At 64.2% G+C, this 15,290-nt stretch carries 14 protein-coding genes; 3 read left to right on the top strand and 11 right to left on the bottom strand.

The genetic code is table 11. The annotated features are described in order from the left end of the window. The first annotated feature begins 208 nt into the window (after positions 1 to 208). Positions 209 to 1,114: a LysR family transcriptional regulator gene (locus tag J4E58_RS26455; protein ID WP_087088261.1), complete on the top strand. Its 906-nt coding sequence runs from the start codon at positions 209 to 211 to the stop codon at positions 1,112 to 1,114. On the opposite strand, the gene J4E58_RS26450 is transcribed toward J4E58_RS26455, so the two are convergent. From J4E58_RS26450 to J4E58_RS26440, 3 genes are all read right to left on the bottom strand, one after another. Then, a complete protein-coding gene (locus tag J4E58_RS26450; protein WP_087088259.1) occupies positions 1,111 to 1,950 on the bottom strand; it encodes an NAD-dependent protein deacetylase in 840 nt (279 codons plus the stop codon). The genes J4E58_RS26455 and J4E58_RS26450 overlap by 4 nt on opposite strands. Before the next feature lie 130 nt (positions 1,951 to 2,080). Then, positions 2,081 to 4,306: an LTA synthase family protein gene (locus J4E58_RS26445; protein ID WP_087088257.1), complete on the bottom strand. Its 2,226-nt coding sequence runs from the start codon at positions 4,304 to 4,306 to the stop codon at positions 2,081 to 2,083. A gap of 222 nt (positions 4,307 to 4,528) precedes the next feature. Continuing rightward, positions 4,529 to 5,605: an AbrB family transcriptional regulator gene (locus J4E58_RS26440; protein WP_087088255.1), complete on the bottom strand. Its 1,077-nt coding sequence runs from the start codon at positions 5,603 to 5,605 to the stop codon at positions 4,529 to 4,531. 128 nt (positions 5,606 to 5,733) lie between these two features. On the opposite strand from J4E58_RS26440, the gene J4E58_RS26435 reads away from it, so the two are divergent. After that, entirely contained in the window at positions 5,734 to 6,636 is a 903-nt protein-coding gene (locus J4E58_RS26435) for a LysR family transcriptional regulator (RefSeq protein WP_087088250.1), read from the top strand. A gap of 111 nt (positions 6,637 to 6,747) precedes the next feature. Here the strand turns inward: J4E58_RS26435 and J4E58_RS26430 are convergent, their stop codons facing one another. From J4E58_RS26430 to J4E58_RS26395, 8 genes are all read right to left on the bottom strand, one after another. Further along, positions 6,748 to 7,077: a type II toxin-antitoxin system RelE/ParE family toxin gene (locus J4E58_RS26430; protein WP_087088248.1), complete on the bottom strand. Its 330-nt coding sequence runs from the start codon at positions 7,075 to 7,077 to the stop codon at positions 6,748 to 6,750. Next, positions 7,074 to 7,304 (bottom strand): type II toxin-antitoxin system ParD family antitoxin, encoded by a 231-nt coding sequence (locus J4E58_RS26425; protein ID WP_007930895.1) that lies wholly within the window; start codon positions 7,302 to 7,304, stop codon positions 7,074 to 7,076. The genes J4E58_RS26430 and J4E58_RS26425 overlap by 4 nt, the downstream gene beginning before the upstream one ends. Positions 7,305 to 7,512: 208 nt before the next feature. After that, positions 7,513 to 7,953 (bottom strand): CBS domain-containing protein, encoded by a 441-nt coding sequence (locus J4E58_RS26420; RefSeq protein WP_007930897.1) that lies wholly within the window; start codon positions 7,951 to 7,953, stop codon positions 7,513 to 7,515. A 446-nt stretch (positions 7,954 to 8,399) separates the two neighbouring features. Beyond that, positions 8,400 to 9,512: a polyamine ABC transporter substrate-binding protein gene (locus J4E58_RS26415; RefSeq protein WP_087088246.1), complete on the bottom strand. Its 1,113-nt coding sequence runs from the start codon at positions 9,510 to 9,512 to the stop codon at positions 8,400 to 8,402. A gap of 164 nt (positions 9,513 to 9,676) precedes the next feature. Then, a complete protein-coding gene (locus J4E58_RS26410; protein ID WP_087088244.1) occupies positions 9,677 to 10,573 on the bottom strand; it encodes an ABC transporter permease subunit in 897 nt (298 codons plus the stop codon). Further along, the gene (locus tag J4E58_RS26405) at positions 10,570 to 11,451 is read right to left on the bottom strand and encodes an ABC transporter permease subunit (protein WP_162235127.1); all 882 of its coding nucleotides are present in this window, start codon (positions 11,449 to 11,451) and stop codon (positions 10,570 to 10,572) included. Before J4E58_RS26405 ends, J4E58_RS26410 begins: the two co-directional genes overlap by 4 nt. 41 nt (positions 11,452 to 11,492) lie before the next feature. After that, positions 11,493 to 12,635: an ABC transporter ATP-binding protein gene (locus tag J4E58_RS26400; protein ID WP_087088242.1), complete on the bottom strand. Its 1,143-nt coding sequence runs from the start codon at positions 12,633 to 12,635 to the stop codon at positions 11,493 to 11,495. A gap of 249 nt (positions 12,636 to 12,884) precedes the next feature. Further along, complete coding sequence (locus J4E58_RS26395) at positions 12,885 to 13,646, bottom strand: gamma-glutamyl-gamma-aminobutyrate hydrolase family protein (RefSeq protein WP_087089293.1); 762 nt, start codon at positions 13,644 to 13,646, stop codon at positions 12,885 to 12,887. A 265-nt stretch (positions 13,647 to 13,911) separates the two neighbouring features. Between J4E58_RS26395 and J4E58_RS26390 the strand changes: the two genes are divergently transcribed. Next, complete coding sequence (locus J4E58_RS26390; protein WP_007922908.1) at positions 13,912 to 15,288, top strand: glutamine synthetase family protein; 1,377 nt, start codon at positions 13,912 to 13,914, stop codon at positions 15,286 to 15,288. Positions 15,289 to 15,290: the final 2 nt, after the last annotated feature.

Raw genomic sequence — 15,290 nt, 5'->3', positions numbered from 1 at the left:
CTGGCCGTATGAAGAGAGTGAGCCGCAGTGTTGCGCCGAGGCATTCATTTGTTAAGTTTATTTTTAAGGTTGATTGATTTATAAAACAGGATAATTGGCTGCAAGCCACAAGCCACAAGCCACAAGCCACAAGCCACAAGCCACAAGCCACAAGCCGCTTCTAGCTTGCAGCTTGCAGCTTGCAGCTGCCTCTCTCTTGGAGCTTCCAATGACCGTCAAACAGATCCGCGCCTTTCTGGCCGTGGCCCAGAGCCTGAGTTTCGCCGTGGCCTGCGAACGCCTGCACCTGTCGCAGTCGGCCCTGAGCCTGACCATCAAGGCCCTGGAGGACGGCCTCGGCGGGCGCCTGTTCAGCCGCAATACGCGCAATGTTGCCCTGACCCCGGAAGGCGAGGCGCTGGTGCCCCTGGCGCGGCGCCTGATCGCCGACTGGGACAACGCCGAGGACGAACTGCGCCAGCGCTTCACCCTGCAGCGCGGGCGGGTGACCCTGGCGGCCATGCCGTCCTTTGCCGGTAACCTGCTGCCGCCGATCCTCAAGACCTTTCGCGCGCGCTACCCGCAGGTCAACGTCACGGTCAACGACGTGATCAACGAGCAGGTGCTGGAGATGGTTCGCGACCGCCAGGTGGAATTGGGGGTGGCCTTCGAGCCGCAGCAAAGCGCGTCGCTGCAATTCACCCCGCTGTACATCGACCGCTTCGTCGCCGTGGTGCCCAGCGATTCCCCCCTGGCCGACCTGAAGGACATCGACTGGCAATCGCTGCTGGAACAGCCCTTCATTACCCTGCAACGGCCGTCCACGGTGCGGGTGATGCTCGAAGAGCACCTGCGGGCGCGGCAGATGAAATTGCCGGTGGAATTCGAAAGCCATCAACTGGCGACAGTGGGGCGCATGGTCGCCAGCGGCCTGGGGGTGAGCGCGGTGCCGGCCCTGTGCGCCGGGCAGATGCGCGAGCTGGGCGCGCGCTGCATCACCCTGCGCGACCCGGTGGTGGAACGCGCCGTTGGCGTGCTGACCAACCCCGGGCACGAACTGTCGAGCGCGGCCCAGGCGTTGTTCGACATTTTGCGCGGGGCCGGCCTGGCCGAACGCTTGTCGGGGGTTGCCTAGGAGGTCAGGCGCTCGGCCAGCAGCGGCAACAGCTGTTCGCAGGAGGCGGCGATCTTCAGGTCCAGCAGCTCGTCGGCGCGGGTCTTGCCGAAGTTGATGGCGATCAGCGGCTTGCCCTGGTCGGCCATGACCTTGCACAGGCGAAAGGCCGAATAGGCCATCAGCGACGAACCCACCACCAGCAGGCCGGCGGCCTGCTCGATGCTGTGCATGGCCTTGGCCGCGGTGGCCTGGGCCATGTTTTCGCCGAAGAACACCACATCCGGTTTCAGCCGCTCGCCATCGCAATGAGGGCAGCGGGGCACCTGGAAACGTTCCTCGAACACCGGGTCGAGCAGGGTGTCGCCGTCGGGCGCCTGCACCGCGTCGATGCCGGCCAGGTAGGGATTGTGCAGTTCCAGCAATTGCTGGATCGCCTGCCGATCGCTGCGTTGGCGGCAATCCAGGCAGACCACCCGGTGCAGGTTGCCGTGCAGTTCGATCACGTCGCGGCTGCCGGCCTGGTCGTGCAGGGTGTCGACGTTCTGGGTGATCAAGCCGGCGATTTTCTGCCGCGCCTGTAAATGCGCCAGGGCCTCGTGGGCTGCATTCGGCCGGGCCTGGCGGATCCGCGGCCAGCCGAGCATGGCCCGTGCCCAGTAGCGGCGCCGGGCCTTGGGCTCGGCCAGGAACTCCTGGTACATCATCGGTTGCTGGCCGCGCCGCACGCCGTCGTTGTCGCGGTAGTCGGGAATCCCCGAAGGGGTGCTGATGCCGGCGCCAGTGAGGACCATGAAGGGGCGCTCGGCCATCAGTCGCTGCAGCTGCTCCAGAGGGGTGTCCAGGGTGTCGGTCATGTGCGTCCTCGTACTCCGGCGGTGGCGCTGCGGACCGCAGCGAGGCCATACCTTGTGCCTGACGAGGAGTTTAGACAAGGGCGCGGGAGCTGGACGGTGGTGCTGCCGTCCAGCGTCCCGGGGAGGCGATTCAGGAGGCGTGCGGGTTGTCGTCCTGGGGTTCTTCGCTGTCTTGCTCTTGCCCCGGCAGTTCGGTGATCACGCTGAAGTCACTGACCTCCACCGCGCCCAGGCCGTAGCCCAGCAGGTGGAAGGAGAAGGCCTTGCGCGATTCCGGGTTGGCGAAGCTGAAGTCCATTTCCAGCGGCTGGTCGGGGGTGACCAGCATCTCTTCCGGCAGGCCCAGGGCCACATCCTGCTCGCGCTCCTTGCCCTTGAGCAGGATGTAGGCGTTCTGCTGCGGGTCGGCCGAGCGCACGGTGAAGCGCACGCGGGTCAGCGAGCCCTTGGGCATTTCCAGGTACTGCGCGCCGATCAGGTTGTCGGCCCAGTCATCCTTGATTTGCGCCTGCAGCGGGATGATCGCCGGGCTGCCGAACTGGTAGTGCAGGTTCAACGGCGATTGCAGCAGGGTGCGGTCCAGGCCTTCAGCCCGGGCGCTGATCTGGCGCGCCCGCAGGCCGCCGTACTGGCCCTTGAAGGTGGCGCTGTCGGCGATGAAGCCGGTGCTTGAGTAGTAGCGGCAACGCTGCTGGAAATCGCACTCGGTCAGGGTGCCCTGGCCATCGTGATAACGCAGCTTGCCGTTGGTGTAGGACATGATCTCCCGGCCCAGGGCGTAGTCGCGAAATAGCGAGCGACCGCTGAGGCTGTCCGGCACCTGGAAGCCGAAGTAGTCGAGCACCGAGGCGCTCAGGTCGACATGACCGTAGGTCCCGGACTTGAGCCTGGGCAGCTGCGCCTGCTCCGGGGCGAGCATCAGGTTGAAACCCCAGGACGAGGCCAGGCGCACGCCATCGATGCCGTGGGACTCGTCCGAGGTGATCACCACCAGGGTGTCCTTGAGCACGCCCTGGCGCTCCAGCTGGTCCATGAACTCACCGATGGCATCGTCCAGGTAGGCCACCGCGGCCTGCTTGGGCGTGTCGAAGCGGTTGAGGTAGTCCTCCGGCGCGGAGTAGGGCTGGTGGGTGCCGACGGTCAGCAGGGTGAGCATCCACGGCTGCTTCTGCTTTTTCAGCTGGCCGACATAGTCCAGCGCGCCTTCGAAGAAGGCCTTGTCGTCCTTGCCCCAGGGGAAGTCCAGGTAGTTGGCGTTGCTGAACCACTCCAGGCCATGGGTCGAGTCGAAGCCGATGTGCGGCATGATCTTGTCTTTGGCCATGAAGCGCAGGCCGGCGCCTTGCAGGTAATGGGTGTTGAACCCCTGCTTGCGCAACTGCGCGGGCAGGCAGGCCTGGTTGCGCTGGCTCTGGGTCAGCAGCTCGATGCCCTTGGGCGTACCGTTGTCGAGCTTGTCGTAGTCGCCGCAGAGCATGGCGTACAGGCCGCGGATGGTCTGGTGGCTGTGCAATACATAGTCCGGGGTGTTCATGCCGCGTTCGGCCCAGGCGCTGAGCTTGGGCATCAGGTTGTCCTGGTAGCGGCTGTGCAGGGCCTCGCGGTTGGTCTTGATATAGGCCCCGGGAATGCCTTCCAGGGCGATCACCAGCACGTTGCGCGCCTGGCCCGGGGTGGCCAGCAACGGCTCGCCGTCGAGGTCGAGCTGGGTCAGGCCGGCCATCTGCACCGGCAGCTCGGGCACATCGCCTTCCAGCCATTGTTCCAGCTGTACCTGGCCCTGGCCGGCGGTGGCCGCGAGCAACTGGTGCGGCAGGTTGAACAGGCGCCATTGATCGGCTTCGCTGGGGTTCAGGTATTGCACGCCGCCATGGGCCAGCCACAGCAGCGCCGGGGCGGTCCAGGCATGGCGCGGCAAGCGCGGGGCGCGGGTGCCGCGGGCCGCCCATTGCACGCCCAGCCACAACGCCAGCCCGGACAGCAGCGCCGCCGCCAGCCAGGGATGGGCCAGGCCGCCGCCGGTGGAGTTGCCGACGAACTGCGGGTCGAACAGGTAATGCAGGTCGGAGGCGTTGGGCAGGCGGCCCACGGCGCTGACCAGCTCGGCGCTGGCGATGCTCAGCAGGCTCCACACCAGCAGCACCGGCAGGGCCAGCCACCAGGGCCGGCGGTACAGCAGCAGGGTCAACAGGCCCGCGGTGCCCAGGTCGGAGAGATAGCCCAGGGGATCGGACCAGCCGAGCAGCGCGCGCGCCACCAGGGGCACGAGCAGCACCAGGCTCAGCAGTGCGCCGAGGGGGGCCAGGGGATGATGGAAAACACGCCGGATGAAATTCACGAAAAACCTGCCAGTCATTAAATCTTCATGCAAATGTGCGCCATGGTAACAACAGCCGGCGGCAAGACGTTTCTTATTCGAGAAGGAAATAAGCTCCCGGGTCGCTGGCGAAACGGCCCGGGGTGCTGCAGGACAGTGGCTTGAAGCCCGTATTCAGGCGCCTGGCGGCGGGGCCAGGGAAGGGCGGATAGCGCTTGGATTTACTATTTCAGAGTGTTTAAAGACGCGCGGCTCCAGGGGTCAGCGCGACCACTTGATGATCAGCCGGGCGAAAAAAGCGCCGCTGACAATCACCGCGAACAGCCGCAGGGTCTGCATGGCCAGCACCAGGCCGACGTCGGAGTGGGTGTCCACCGCGATGATCGTCATGGCGTCCAGGCCGCCGGGGCTGGTGGCGAGGTAGACCGAGAGGAAATCCTTGTCCAGCCAGTGCGCCAGCAGCCAGGCCGACAGTGCGCAGAGGGCGATCAGCAGCACCGCGCCGAAGATCATCGTCGGCAGGCGGGTCCAGACGTAGCGCACGGTCGGCCGGTCGAAGCGCAGGCCGATGTAGCAGCCGATGGCGCCATAGGCCAGGGCCAGCAGCCAGCCGGGCAGGGTGATGTGCAGCAGCCCGGAGATCTGCAAGGCGCCGCCGATCAGCAGCGGTACCAGCAGGGCCCCGGCCGGCACCCGTGAGCCGAGCAGCACGCCGAGCACGATGGTGCCCAGGGTCAGGCCGAGGTTGAGCAGGGTGAAGGTCTGCAGGACCACCTCGGTGCTGTGGGCCTGGCTGCCGCCGGCCGGCACGCCGATCCAGTGGCCGGCCAGGGCGCCGATCATCACCACGCAGACCACTCGCACGTACTGCATGGTGGCCACCACCCGAGAGTCGGCGCCGAAATCGTCGGCCATCGCGACCATGGCCGAGGCCGCCCCCGGCGCAGTGCCCCAGGCCGCGGTGCTGGGTGGCAGGCCGCCGAGGCGCACCAGCGCCAGGCCGACCAGGGCACTGAGGCAGACGGTGAGCACGGTGGCGAACAGCATCACATGCCAGGACTGCACCATCGAGGCCAGCACCGCCATGGTCATGGAGTGGGCGGCCAGGACCCCGACCGAACCCTGGCCGAGGCGAAAGGCCTGGCGCGGCACGCGGATGCTGGCGCCGCTGACGCCGAAACCGATGGCCACCAGCATCGGCCCGAGAAACTGCCCGGCGGGCACCTCGAAGTGGCTCAGCAACTGCCCGGCGCTGCCGGCGAGGATCAGCAGCGCCAGCCATTGCAGGGCAAGGGGGCAGGCGGACAGGGACAAAGGCGAGGGACGAGGCAAGGGCATTCTCCAGCGCGCTGGCCGTTCCTGTTGCGGGACCGTTGCTACCAGCGCTTCGGAGCAAATTATTGATAGCGCAATTGATCAAGTCCAGTTTCTAATTGTGATCAACCAATAACTCTGGTTTATCGATCATGGACCTGCGCGACCTGACCTATTTCGAAACCATCGCCGAGCTCGGCCACCTCGGGCGCGCGGCGCAGAAGCTCAATCGCAGCCAGCCGGCGCTGACCAAGAGCATCCAGCGCCTGGAGGAGTCCTTTGGCACCAAGCTATTCGAGCGTGACGGGCGGCGGATCAAGCTGACGGCGGTGGGCCAGTTGCTGCAACAGCGCGCTCGGCAGTTGCAGCAGAACATCGCCGAGACCCATCGCGAGGTGCGCGATTTTGCCAGCGGCGTGCTCGGCAATATCCGCCTGGGCTGTGCCGCCAGCATGGCCGAGCACTTGCTGCCGCAGATGACCGCAACGCTGCTGGAACGCGCCCCGGACATCACCCTGAACCTGGTGATCGGCCAGGACGACGTGCTCCGCGAGTCCCTGCGTTCGGGGCGCCTGGACATGGTGATCTGCCCGCTGTCCGAGGGTGACCCGCACCTGAGCCATCACACTCTGTTCGAAGACCAGGCCGTGGTGGTGGCCAGCCGCGACCATCCGGTGTTCGACACGCCGATGCGCCTGCAAGACCTGTGCGACTACCGTTGGGTACTGCCGGGAACCGGGGTCTCGGCCCGCCGCTGGATCGACAATGTGTTCCAGAGCCACCAGCTGCCACTACCGGCGGTGCAGATCGAGACCAACACCATTTCCCTGCTGCCGCGGTTGATCGCCAAGACCGGGCTGCTGAGCTTCCTGGCCCGGGAAACCCTGGACGACTTCAAGGGCATCGCCCACCTGCGGGAAGTGCCGCTGGCGCAAACCCGCATGCACCGCAGCATCGTGGTACTGGTGCGGACCGAAGGTTACCTGTCGCCGGCGGCCCAGCTGCTTTTGGATTTGCTCAAGCGCGATGGGCGGCAGTTCTTCACCGCGGGGTAAACGGCGCCTGGTAAGGGGCTACGCATGGCGTGCCTCCGTAGGAGCAGCCGGTCGACGCTCGATTGCTCGCGATAGCCGGCAAGGCCGGTGCAATTGAACGCTGCTGGTCGTTCAGTGTGCTGGGCTTTGCGTCAGCGAGGCGGGAATGTCCCGCATGGCGTGCAGGACGCGCCACACGTCAATGTGGTCGTCGTGCCGGGTGTAGAACACCAGATAGGGATAGCGACTCAATGGCCAGTAGAGAAGCCCTGGCAAATCGAGCTCATGGGTGTAGCGGGAAAGGCCTGAGGCCGGATGCCGGGCGATATGCGCATAGGCGGCTTGCAGGTCGTCGATGAAGCCCAGGGCCGCCTGCTCGGCCTGTTGAGCCAGGTAGTAATCGATAGCGTCTTCTACATCCTGATTGGCCAGGGCCCTTGGAATGACCCGCTGTGCCTTCATTCCTTACGGACCCTGTCGCGAAGGGCGTCGAAGTAACGATCATCCACAGGAGCGCCAGGCGCCGATTCAGCACCCGCCAGCAGCAGACCGCGCAGGTGCTGTCGATCCTGATCCTTGCGGATCAGCTCCCGTACATACTCGCTGCTGGTGCTGTAGCCCCGCTGGCTGACCTGATCGTCGACGAAGGCCTTGAGGGCTTCTGGCAGGGAAATGTTCATGGTGCTCATGGTTTTGTCCACTGTTGACAAAATTTGCCAAAGTATACTCCGCTAACCTGGCCTTGCCACAGTCGATGAGGGGTGATGCTAGGGTGCCCGATTGCGCCGAACCGCGTCGGCGGGATGCTGCAATGGTTTGGCTGTGCAGGAGCCGGTCGGTGGGCCTCTTCGCCGGCAAGCCGGCTCCTGCGGGGGGATGGTAGTGGTGAGGGGAGGGCTACTCGCCGCGAATGTACTGTTCCAGCTGGCGGATCAGGTCGGCCTGTTCGGCGATGGCTTCCTTGACCAGGTCGCCGATCGACAGCAGGCCCAGCAGCTGGCCGTCTTCCACCACCGGCAGGTGCCGCAGGTGGCTGTCGGTCATGATGCCCATGCAGGTTTCCACGCTCTGGTGCGAGTCCACGGTGATCACCGGCGAACTCATGATCGCGCTGACCGGCGTGCCCACCGAGGAGCGGCCGTGCAGCACCAGTTTGCGCGCGTAGTCGCGTTCGCTGATGACCCCGACCACTTCGCCGTTCTGCATCACGGGCAGGGCGCCGACGTTCTTCTCGGCCATCAGCATCAGTGCTTCGAGCACCATCTGGTGGGGCGCGATGGTGTGCACTTGCTGGTTGTGCTTGGCCTTCAACTTCAGTACTTCAGCGACGCTCTTCATGGGGCGCTCCTGTTGTTTTGCCCAAGGCGGCCTGGCGCCGCCCCGAGGGGGTCTCTACAGAATCGTAGAGAGTGAACGAAGGGGCAAGGTTGAAAGCGGCACCCACAGAAGGAAAAACGCCACTGAATCGTTTCTTCCCGGAAAACGCCCCATCCAAGGGCGTGCCCTGTAGCCGCTGCCGAGCCTGCGAGGCTGCGACAAGGCCCGCAGGGCCTTCATGGGTCTTGAGATCGTTGCGTCCCTGCGGGCCGATCGCAGCCTGCGGCAGCGGCTACAGGGTTTTGTGTGGGGGCTAAAAGCAAAAAAGGCGCCCGAGGAGGGCGCCAAGGAGTCACCTGAACCGAGGGAGCCAGGCGAGCCCGTTCGCAGGTGTGTCGCGGTGGTAAGGCGCGACTGAACGGAAGAGGGCAGCGGCGCCCGCCGCGATGGCGGGCGGGCGCGGGGTGTCATTTGCCGAGCTTGATCCGCGTCCAGCCACGGTTCATCACGCGCTGGATGGCGATCGGCTGGTCGGGCACCGCGTACAGGGTGGCGAGCACGGCCTGCGGCGGGTACGAGGCCGGGTCGTTGCGGATGGCTTCGTCCACCAGCGGCGTGGCGGCGGCGTTGGCGTTGCTGTAGCCGAGGCTGTTGGTGACCTCGGCGATGATGTCCGGGCGCATCAGGAAGTTCATGAACAGGTAGGCGTTGTCGACGTTGGCCGCGTCCTTGGGCATGGCCATCATGTCGTAGAAGCTGCCGGCGCCTTCCTTGGGAATGCTGAAGGCGACCTTTTCCTTGTTGCCGGCCTCTTCGGCGCGCGAGCGGGCCTGCAGCACGTCGCCGGAGTAACCCACGGCCACGCAGATATTGCCGTTGGCCAGGTCGGAGATGTACTTGGAGGAATGGAAGTAGGTCACCGAAGGACGGATCTTCATGAACAGCGCCTCGGCCTCGAGGATCTGCGCCTTGTCCTTGCTGGTCACCGGGTAGCCCAGGTAGTGCAGGGCGGCGGGGAGCATTTCCGTCGGCGAGTCGAGGAAGCTGATGCCGCAAGCCTTGAGCTTCTCGGCGTTCTCCGGCTTGAACAGCAGGTCCCAGGAGTTGGTCGGCGCATCGCTACCGAGCACGGCCTTGACCTTGTCCGGGTTGTAGCCGATGCCGATCGAGCCCCACATGTAAGGGAAGGCGTGGGCGTTGCCCGGGTCGCTGGCGGCGACGTTCTGCAACAGCACCGGGTTGAGGTTCTTCCAGTTCGGCAGCCGCGACTTGTCCAGTTCCTGGTAGACCCCGGCCTTGATCTGCTTGGCCATAAAGCTGTTGGACGGGACCACGATGTCATAGCCGGACTTGCCGGTGAGCAGGCGCGCTTCCAGGGTTTCGTTGCTGTCGAAGACATCGTAGATGACGTGAATGCCGGTCTCGGCCTCGAACTTCTTCAGGGTGTCCGGGGCGATATAGTCCGACCAGTTGTAGACACGCAGCTCCTTGTCGCTGGCTTGAGCGCCGGTCACCATCGTGCCCATCAAGGACAGGGTCAGCATGGTTTTGGCGAACAGTGTCCTGCCAAGCATTTTCATCACTACAACTCCATTTCTTATTGTGCAGAATTGCTGCATTCGCAATGCGGTGTGTCAGGGTGGGCGCCATCGCCAGCAAGCTGGCTCCTACAGGGACGGTGCATGTCTGTAGGAGCGAGCGTGCTGGCGATCCAGGCGCCGGCGTGTGTCGTGAACGCGATGGCCTAGGCCGTCGCAGGCGCTGGTGCAGCAGGTTTGCTGGCGGCCGCTGGCTGCCAGGATTCGTTGGCGGTGTAGTCCATGGCTTCCTGGATCGCCCGCTTGCGGGCCGCTTCGGCGCGTCGGCCGAAGTACCAGACCAGGAAGGTCACCAGCGACACCGCCAGCAGGATCAGGCTGGCCACGGCGTTGATCTCCGGTTTCACTCCGAGACGCACCGCCGAGAACACTTCCATCGGCAAGGTGGTGGAGCCCGGGCCGGAGACGAAGCTCGCCAGCACCAGGTCGTCCAGGGACAGGGCGAAGGACATCATGCCGCCCGCCGCCAGCGACGGCGCGATCATCGGGATGGTGATCAGGAAAAACACCTTCCACGGCCGCGCACCCAGGTCCATGGCCGCCTCTTCGATGGACAGGTCCAGCTCACGCAAGCGCGCGGAGACTACCACGGCCACATAGGCCGCGCAGAATGTGGTGTGGGCGATCCAGATGGTGACGATGCCACGCTCCTGCGGCCAGCCGATCATCTGCGCCATGGCCACGAACAGCAGCAACAGCGACAGGCCGGTGATCACCTCCGGCATCACCAGCGGCGCGGTGACCAGGCCGCCAAACAGCGTGCGGCCCTTGAAGCGGGTGACCCGGGTCAGCACAAAGGCCGCCAGGGTGCCCAGGGCCACCGCGGCGATCGCGGTGTAGCAGGCGATCTCCAGGGAGCGCACCACCGAGCCCATCAACTGCTGGTTATCCAGCAGGCCGACGTACCACTTCACCGACCAGCCGCCCCAGACCGTCACCAGCTTGGAGGCGTTGAACGAGTAGATCACCAGGATCAGCATCGGCAGGTAAATGAACGCCAGGCCGAGCACCAGCATCAGGCTGGAAAATCCGAAACGTTTCATGCCCGTCCCTCCATCTCTTTGGCCTGGCTGCGGTTGAACAGCAGGATCGGAATAATCAGGATCGCCAGCATCACCACCGCCAGGGCGGAGGCCACCGGCCAGTCGCGGTTATTGAAGAACTCCTGCCACAGCACGCGGCCGATCATCAGGGTTTCCGGGCCGCCCAGCAGCTCGGGAATCACGAACTCGCCGACCACTGGAATGAACACCAGCATGCAACCGGCAATGATGCCGTTCTTGGCCAAGGGCACGGTGATTTTCCAGAAGTTGTTGAAGTTGCTCGAACCCAGGTCCGACGCCGCTTCCAGCAGGCTCTGGTCGTGCTTGACCAGGTTGGCGTACAGCGGCAGCACCATGAACGGCAAATACGCGTACACCACCCCGATATAGACCGCGGTGTTGGTGTTGAGGATCTCGATCGGCTCCGAGGTCAGGCCGCTCCACATCAGGAAACCGTTGAGCAAACCGTTGTTGCTGAGGATGCCCATCCAGGCATAGACGCGGATCAGGATCGCGGTCCAGGTCGGCATCATGATCAGCAGCAGCAAGACGTTCTGGGTTTCCTTGCTGGCCTTGGTGATCGCGTAGGCCATGGGGAAGCCGATTACCAGACACATCAGGGTGCTGAGCAGGGCGACCTTCAGCGAGCCGAGGTAGGCCGAGATGTACAGCTCGTCACCCACCAGCAACGCGTAGTTGCCGACGTTGAGCAGCAGCTGGAATTTCTGTTCGGCGAAGCTGTAGATCTCCGAGTAGGGCGGAATCGCCAGGGCCGCTTCCGAGAAGCTGATCTTCATCACCAGGAAAAACGGCAGCATGAAGAACAGGAACAGCCAGAGGAATGGAATGCCGATCACCAGCTTGCGACCGCTGGGCAGCACACGGGACAAACGCTGATTGAGAGTCATGCTGGAGGTATTCATGCGCGCAGTACCACGCCGCTGTCGTCTTCCCACCAGACGTACACCTGGTCGTCCCAGGTCGGCCGCGCGCCGCGGCGTTCGGCGTTGGCCATGAACGACTGGACGATCTTGCCGCCGGGCAGTTCGACGTAGAACACCGAATGCCCGCCGAGGTAGGCGATGTCATGCACCTTGCCCCGGGACCAGTTGTAGCGGTGCTCCGGTTGGTTGGTGCTGACCAGCATCTTTTCCGGGCGGATGGCGTAGGTCACCGACTTGTCCTGCACCGAGGTGCTGACGCCGTGGCCGACGTAGATCTGCTGTTCCAGCTCCGGGCAGTGGATCACCGCGTGGCCTTCCAGGTCTTCGATGACGGTGCCGTCGAAGGCGTTCACGTTGCCGATGAACTCGCAGACCATGCGGCTGACCGGGGCTTCGTAGATGTCGATCGGGCTGCCGATCTGGGCGATCCAGCCCAGGTGCATGATCGCGATGCGCTGGGCCATGGTCATGGCCTCTTCCTGGTCGTGGGTCACCATCACGCAGGTCACGCCCACGCGCTCGATGATCTCCACCAGTTCCAGCTGCATCTGCGAGCGCAGCTTTTTATCCAGGGCGCCCATGGGTTCGTCGAGCAGCAGCAGCTTCGGCCGCTTGGCCAGGGAGCGGGCCAGGGCCACGCGCTGGCGCTGGCCGCCGGATAGCTGATGCGGCTTGCGCCTGGCGTACTGGGTCATGTGCACCAGGCGCAGCATCTCTTCCACCCGCGCGTCGATCTCGCTGGCCGGCAGGCGGTCCTGCTTGAGGCCGAAGGCGATGTTCTGCGCCACGGTCATGTGCGGGAACAGCGCGTAGGACTGGAACATCATGTTGATTGGCCGCTCGTAGGGCGGCATGTCGGTGATGTCCACGCCGTCCAGGTAGATACGCCCCTCCGTCGGCCGCTCGAAGCCCGCCAGCATGCGCAGCAGGGTGGACTTGCCGGAACCCGAGCCACCGAGCAGGGCGAAGATCTCGCCCTGGTGAATGTCCAGGGACACATCGTCCACGGCCACGGTTTCATCGAACTTCTTGGTCACGCGGTCGACTCTCACCAGCACCTTCTGCGGTTGCGGGTGACCTTCCAGAGCCTTTCTGTACGTGCTGGAGGCGTTTGCCATGTGGAACTCCCAACAGATGTCAGTCGTCGGGCCAAAACGGCCCGGCTTAATAGATGGATGACAAACCCGCGGTGGCGGGTTTATTCGGCGCTGCCGTCCTGGCGGCCTGACGCTGGTTCTTGTTGTTAAAAGCAGGTTCTCGTAGTGCTGGGTGTGGCTTGAACCGCCCCACGGCCCGGGGCGGGCGCACAAAGGCGCGCCGCCGCCGGCCGGGGGCGTGGCAGTCAATTTCGTGGGTGAAGCTTTTGATCAGTGGCCGTTGCGCTGCGCCGCCCGTTGCCGGCAGGCATCGCCGAAGGCCTGGAAGATCCGCAGGTAGACCGGGTTCGACAGCACCTGCCATTCCGGATGCCACTGCACGCCCAGGGCAAAGGCCGTGCTGTGTTCCACCGACACCGCTTCGATCAGCCCGTCCGGTGCCAGCGCCTCGGCGCGCAGGCCGGGGGCCAGGCGGTCGATGCCTTGGCTGTGGATCGAGTTGACCTGGAATTCCTGGGGCAGGTCCAGGGCCTGGAACACGCCGCCCGCTTGCACCCTGACGGCATGGGCCGGGGCATATTGCACGGCCAGGTCCGGGTGGTCGGCTTCGCGGTGATCGAGGTAGCCCGGCAACTCATGCACCTTCTGGTGCAGGCTGCCGCCGAAGGCCACGTTCATTTCCTGGAAGCCGCGGCAGATGCCCAGCACCGGCACGCCGGCGGCAATCGCCGCGCGCAGCAGGGGCAGGGTGGTGGCATCGCGCTGGGGATCGTGGGCGGTGCCCGGTTCGCTGTCCGGGCCCTGATAGTGGAAGGGCTCCACATTCGACGGCGAGCCGGTGAACAGCAGGCCGTCCAGATTCTGCAGCAGAGCCTCGGTATCGATGAGGTCCGCCAGGGAAGGAATGATCAGGGGCAGGCCCTCGGCCGCGCTGCTGACAGCACGCAAGTACTTGTCGCCGCTGACGTGGTAGGGGTGCAGCCCGATCTCTTTGACGCACGCAGTAACGCCGATCAATGGCTTGAATGCCATTTTTATCACCTCGAAATTCACGCTGGAACGAGTTTTTCCAGAGCTTATCCTCGTTGATTTTAATTAACAACTTCCGTGTAAAAAATTCTAAACGCAACTCGTCGGATATTCGGTATCTGTGTGTCTATTGCCTGCTTGCACGGCCATGTAGGGCAAAATATTTAACGCTGTGGGCCCTGTGTTCGCTATTGACTTCACTTTTCCTTTCGGATTGACTGCTGCCACGAAACCGCTTTGAACATAATAATTAACACATAGGTGCATCATGTCGGTCCCACTGCGTGCCGTTCAGCTCAACGAAGCCAACGCCTTCCTGAAGAACCATCCCGAGATCCTCTACGTCGACCTGCTGATTGCAGACATGAACGGCGTGGTGCGCGGCAAGCGCATCGAACGTACCGCCCTGCACAAGGTGTACGAGAAGGGCATCAACCTGCCGGCCTCGCTGTTCGCCCTGGACATCAACGGCTCCACCGTGGAAAGCACCGGCCTGGGCCTGGACATCGGCGACGCCGACCGCATCTGCTACCCGATCCCCGGCACCCTCAGCGTCGAGCCCTGGCAGAAGCGCCCGACCGCGCAACTGCTGATGACCATGCACGAGATCGAAGGTCAGCCGTTCTTCGCCGACCCGCGCGAAGTGCTGCGCCAGGTCGTTGCCAAGTTCGACGAGCTGGGCCTGACCATCTGCGCGGCCTTCGAGCTGGAGTTCTACCTGATCGACCAGGACAACGTGAACGGTCGCCCGCAGTCGCCACGTTCGCCGATTTCCGGCAAGCGTCCGCAGTCGACCCAGGTCTACCTGATCGACGACCTCGACGAATACGTCGACTGCCTGCAAGACATCCTCGAAGGCGCGAAAGAGCAGGGCATTCCCGCCGACGCCATCGTCAAGGAAAGCGCCCCGGCGCAGTTCGAAGTCAACCTGCACCACGTCTCCGACCCGATCAAAGCCTGCGACTATGCGGTGCTGCTCAAGCGCCTGGTGAAAAACATCGCCTACGACCATGAGATGGACACCACCTTCATGGCCAAGCCGTACCCGGGCCAGGCCGGCAACGGCCTGCACGTGCACATCTCGATTCTCGACAAGCAAGGCAACAACATCTTCGCCAGCGACGACCCGGAAACCAACGACGCCCTGCGCCACGCCATTGGCGGCGTTCTGGAGACCCTGCCGGCGCAGATGGCGTTCCTCTGCCCGAACGTCAACTCCTACCGCCGCTTCGGCGCGCAGTTCTACGTGCCGAACTCGCCGAGCTGGGGCATCGACAACCGTACCGTGGCCGTGCGCGTGCCGACCGGTTCTTCCGATGCTGTACGCATCGAACACCGTGTCGCCGGCGCTGACGCCAACCCCTACCTGCTGATGGCTTCGGTACTGGCCGGTATTCACCACGGCCTGACCAACCAGATCGAGCCCGGCGCGCCGGTGGAAGGCAACTCCTACGAGCAGAACGAGCAGAGCCTGCCGAGCAACCTGCGCGACGCCCTGCGCGTGCTGGACGACAGCGAGGTGATGGCCAAGTACATCGACCCGATGTACATCGACGTGTTCGTCGCCTGTAAGGAAAGCGAGCTGGCCGAGTTCGAAAACTCGATCTCCGACCTCGAATACAACTGGTACCTGCACACGGTCTGACG

The sequence above is a fragment of the Pseudomonas sp. FW305-25 genome (genome assembly GCF_017351415.1).
Lineage (GTDB): Bacteria > Pseudomonadota > Gammaproteobacteria > Pseudomonadales > Pseudomonadaceae > Aquipseudomonas > Aquipseudomonas chlororaphis.
This window is presented reverse-complemented; position numbering and strand designations above follow the sequence as displayed.

Excerpts from the sequence above, each read along its gene's own strand:
- J4E58_RS26455 (WP_087088261.1), top strand. The coding sequence starts at position 209 with ATGACCGTCAAACAGATCCGCGCCTTTCTGGCCGTGGCCCAGAGCCTG.
- J4E58_RS26450 (WP_087088259.1), bottom strand. The coding sequence starts at position 1,950 with ATGACCGACACCCTGGACACCCCTCTGGAGCAGCTGCAGCGACTGATG.
- J4E58_RS26445 (WP_087088257.1), bottom strand. The coding sequence starts at position 4,306 with ATGACTGGCAGGTTTTTCGTGAATTTCATCCGGCGTGTTTTCCATCAT.
- J4E58_RS26440 (WP_087088255.1), bottom strand. The coding sequence starts at position 5,605 with ATGCCCTTGCCTCGTCCCTCGCCTTTGTCCCTGTCCGCCTGCCCCCTT.
- J4E58_RS26435 (WP_087088250.1), top strand. The coding sequence starts at position 5,734 with ATGGACCTGCGCGACCTGACCTATTTCGAAACCATCGCCGAGCTCGGC.
- J4E58_RS26430 (WP_087088248.1), bottom strand. The coding sequence starts at position 7,077 with ATGAAGGCACAGCGGGTCATTCCAAGGGCCCTGGCCAATCAGGATGTA.
- J4E58_RS26425 (WP_007930895.1), bottom strand. The coding sequence starts at position 7,304 with ATGAGCACCATGAACATTTCCCTGCCAGAAGCCCTCAAGGCCTTCGTC.
- J4E58_RS26420 (WP_007930897.1), bottom strand. The coding sequence starts at position 7,953 with ATGAAGAGCGTCGCTGAAGTACTGAAGTTGAAGGCCAAGCACAACCAG.
- J4E58_RS26415 (WP_087088246.1), bottom strand. The coding sequence starts at position 9,512 with ATGAAAATGCTTGGCAGGACACTGTTCGCCAAAACCATGCTGACCCTG.
- J4E58_RS26410 (WP_087088244.1), bottom strand. The coding sequence starts at position 10,573 with ATGAAACGTTTCGGATTTTCCAGCCTGATGCTGGTGCTCGGCCTGGCG.
- J4E58_RS26400 (WP_087088242.1), bottom strand. The coding sequence starts at position 12,635 with ATGGCAAACGCCTCCAGCACGTACAGAAAGGCTCTGGAAGGTCACCCG.
- J4E58_RS26395 (WP_087089293.1), bottom strand. The coding sequence starts at position 13,646 with ATGGCATTCAAGCCATTGATCGGCGTTACTGCGTGCGTCAAAGAGATC.
- J4E58_RS26390 (WP_007922908.1), top strand. The coding sequence starts at position 13,912 with ATGTCGGTCCCACTGCGTGCCGTTCAGCTCAACGAAGCCAACGCCTTC.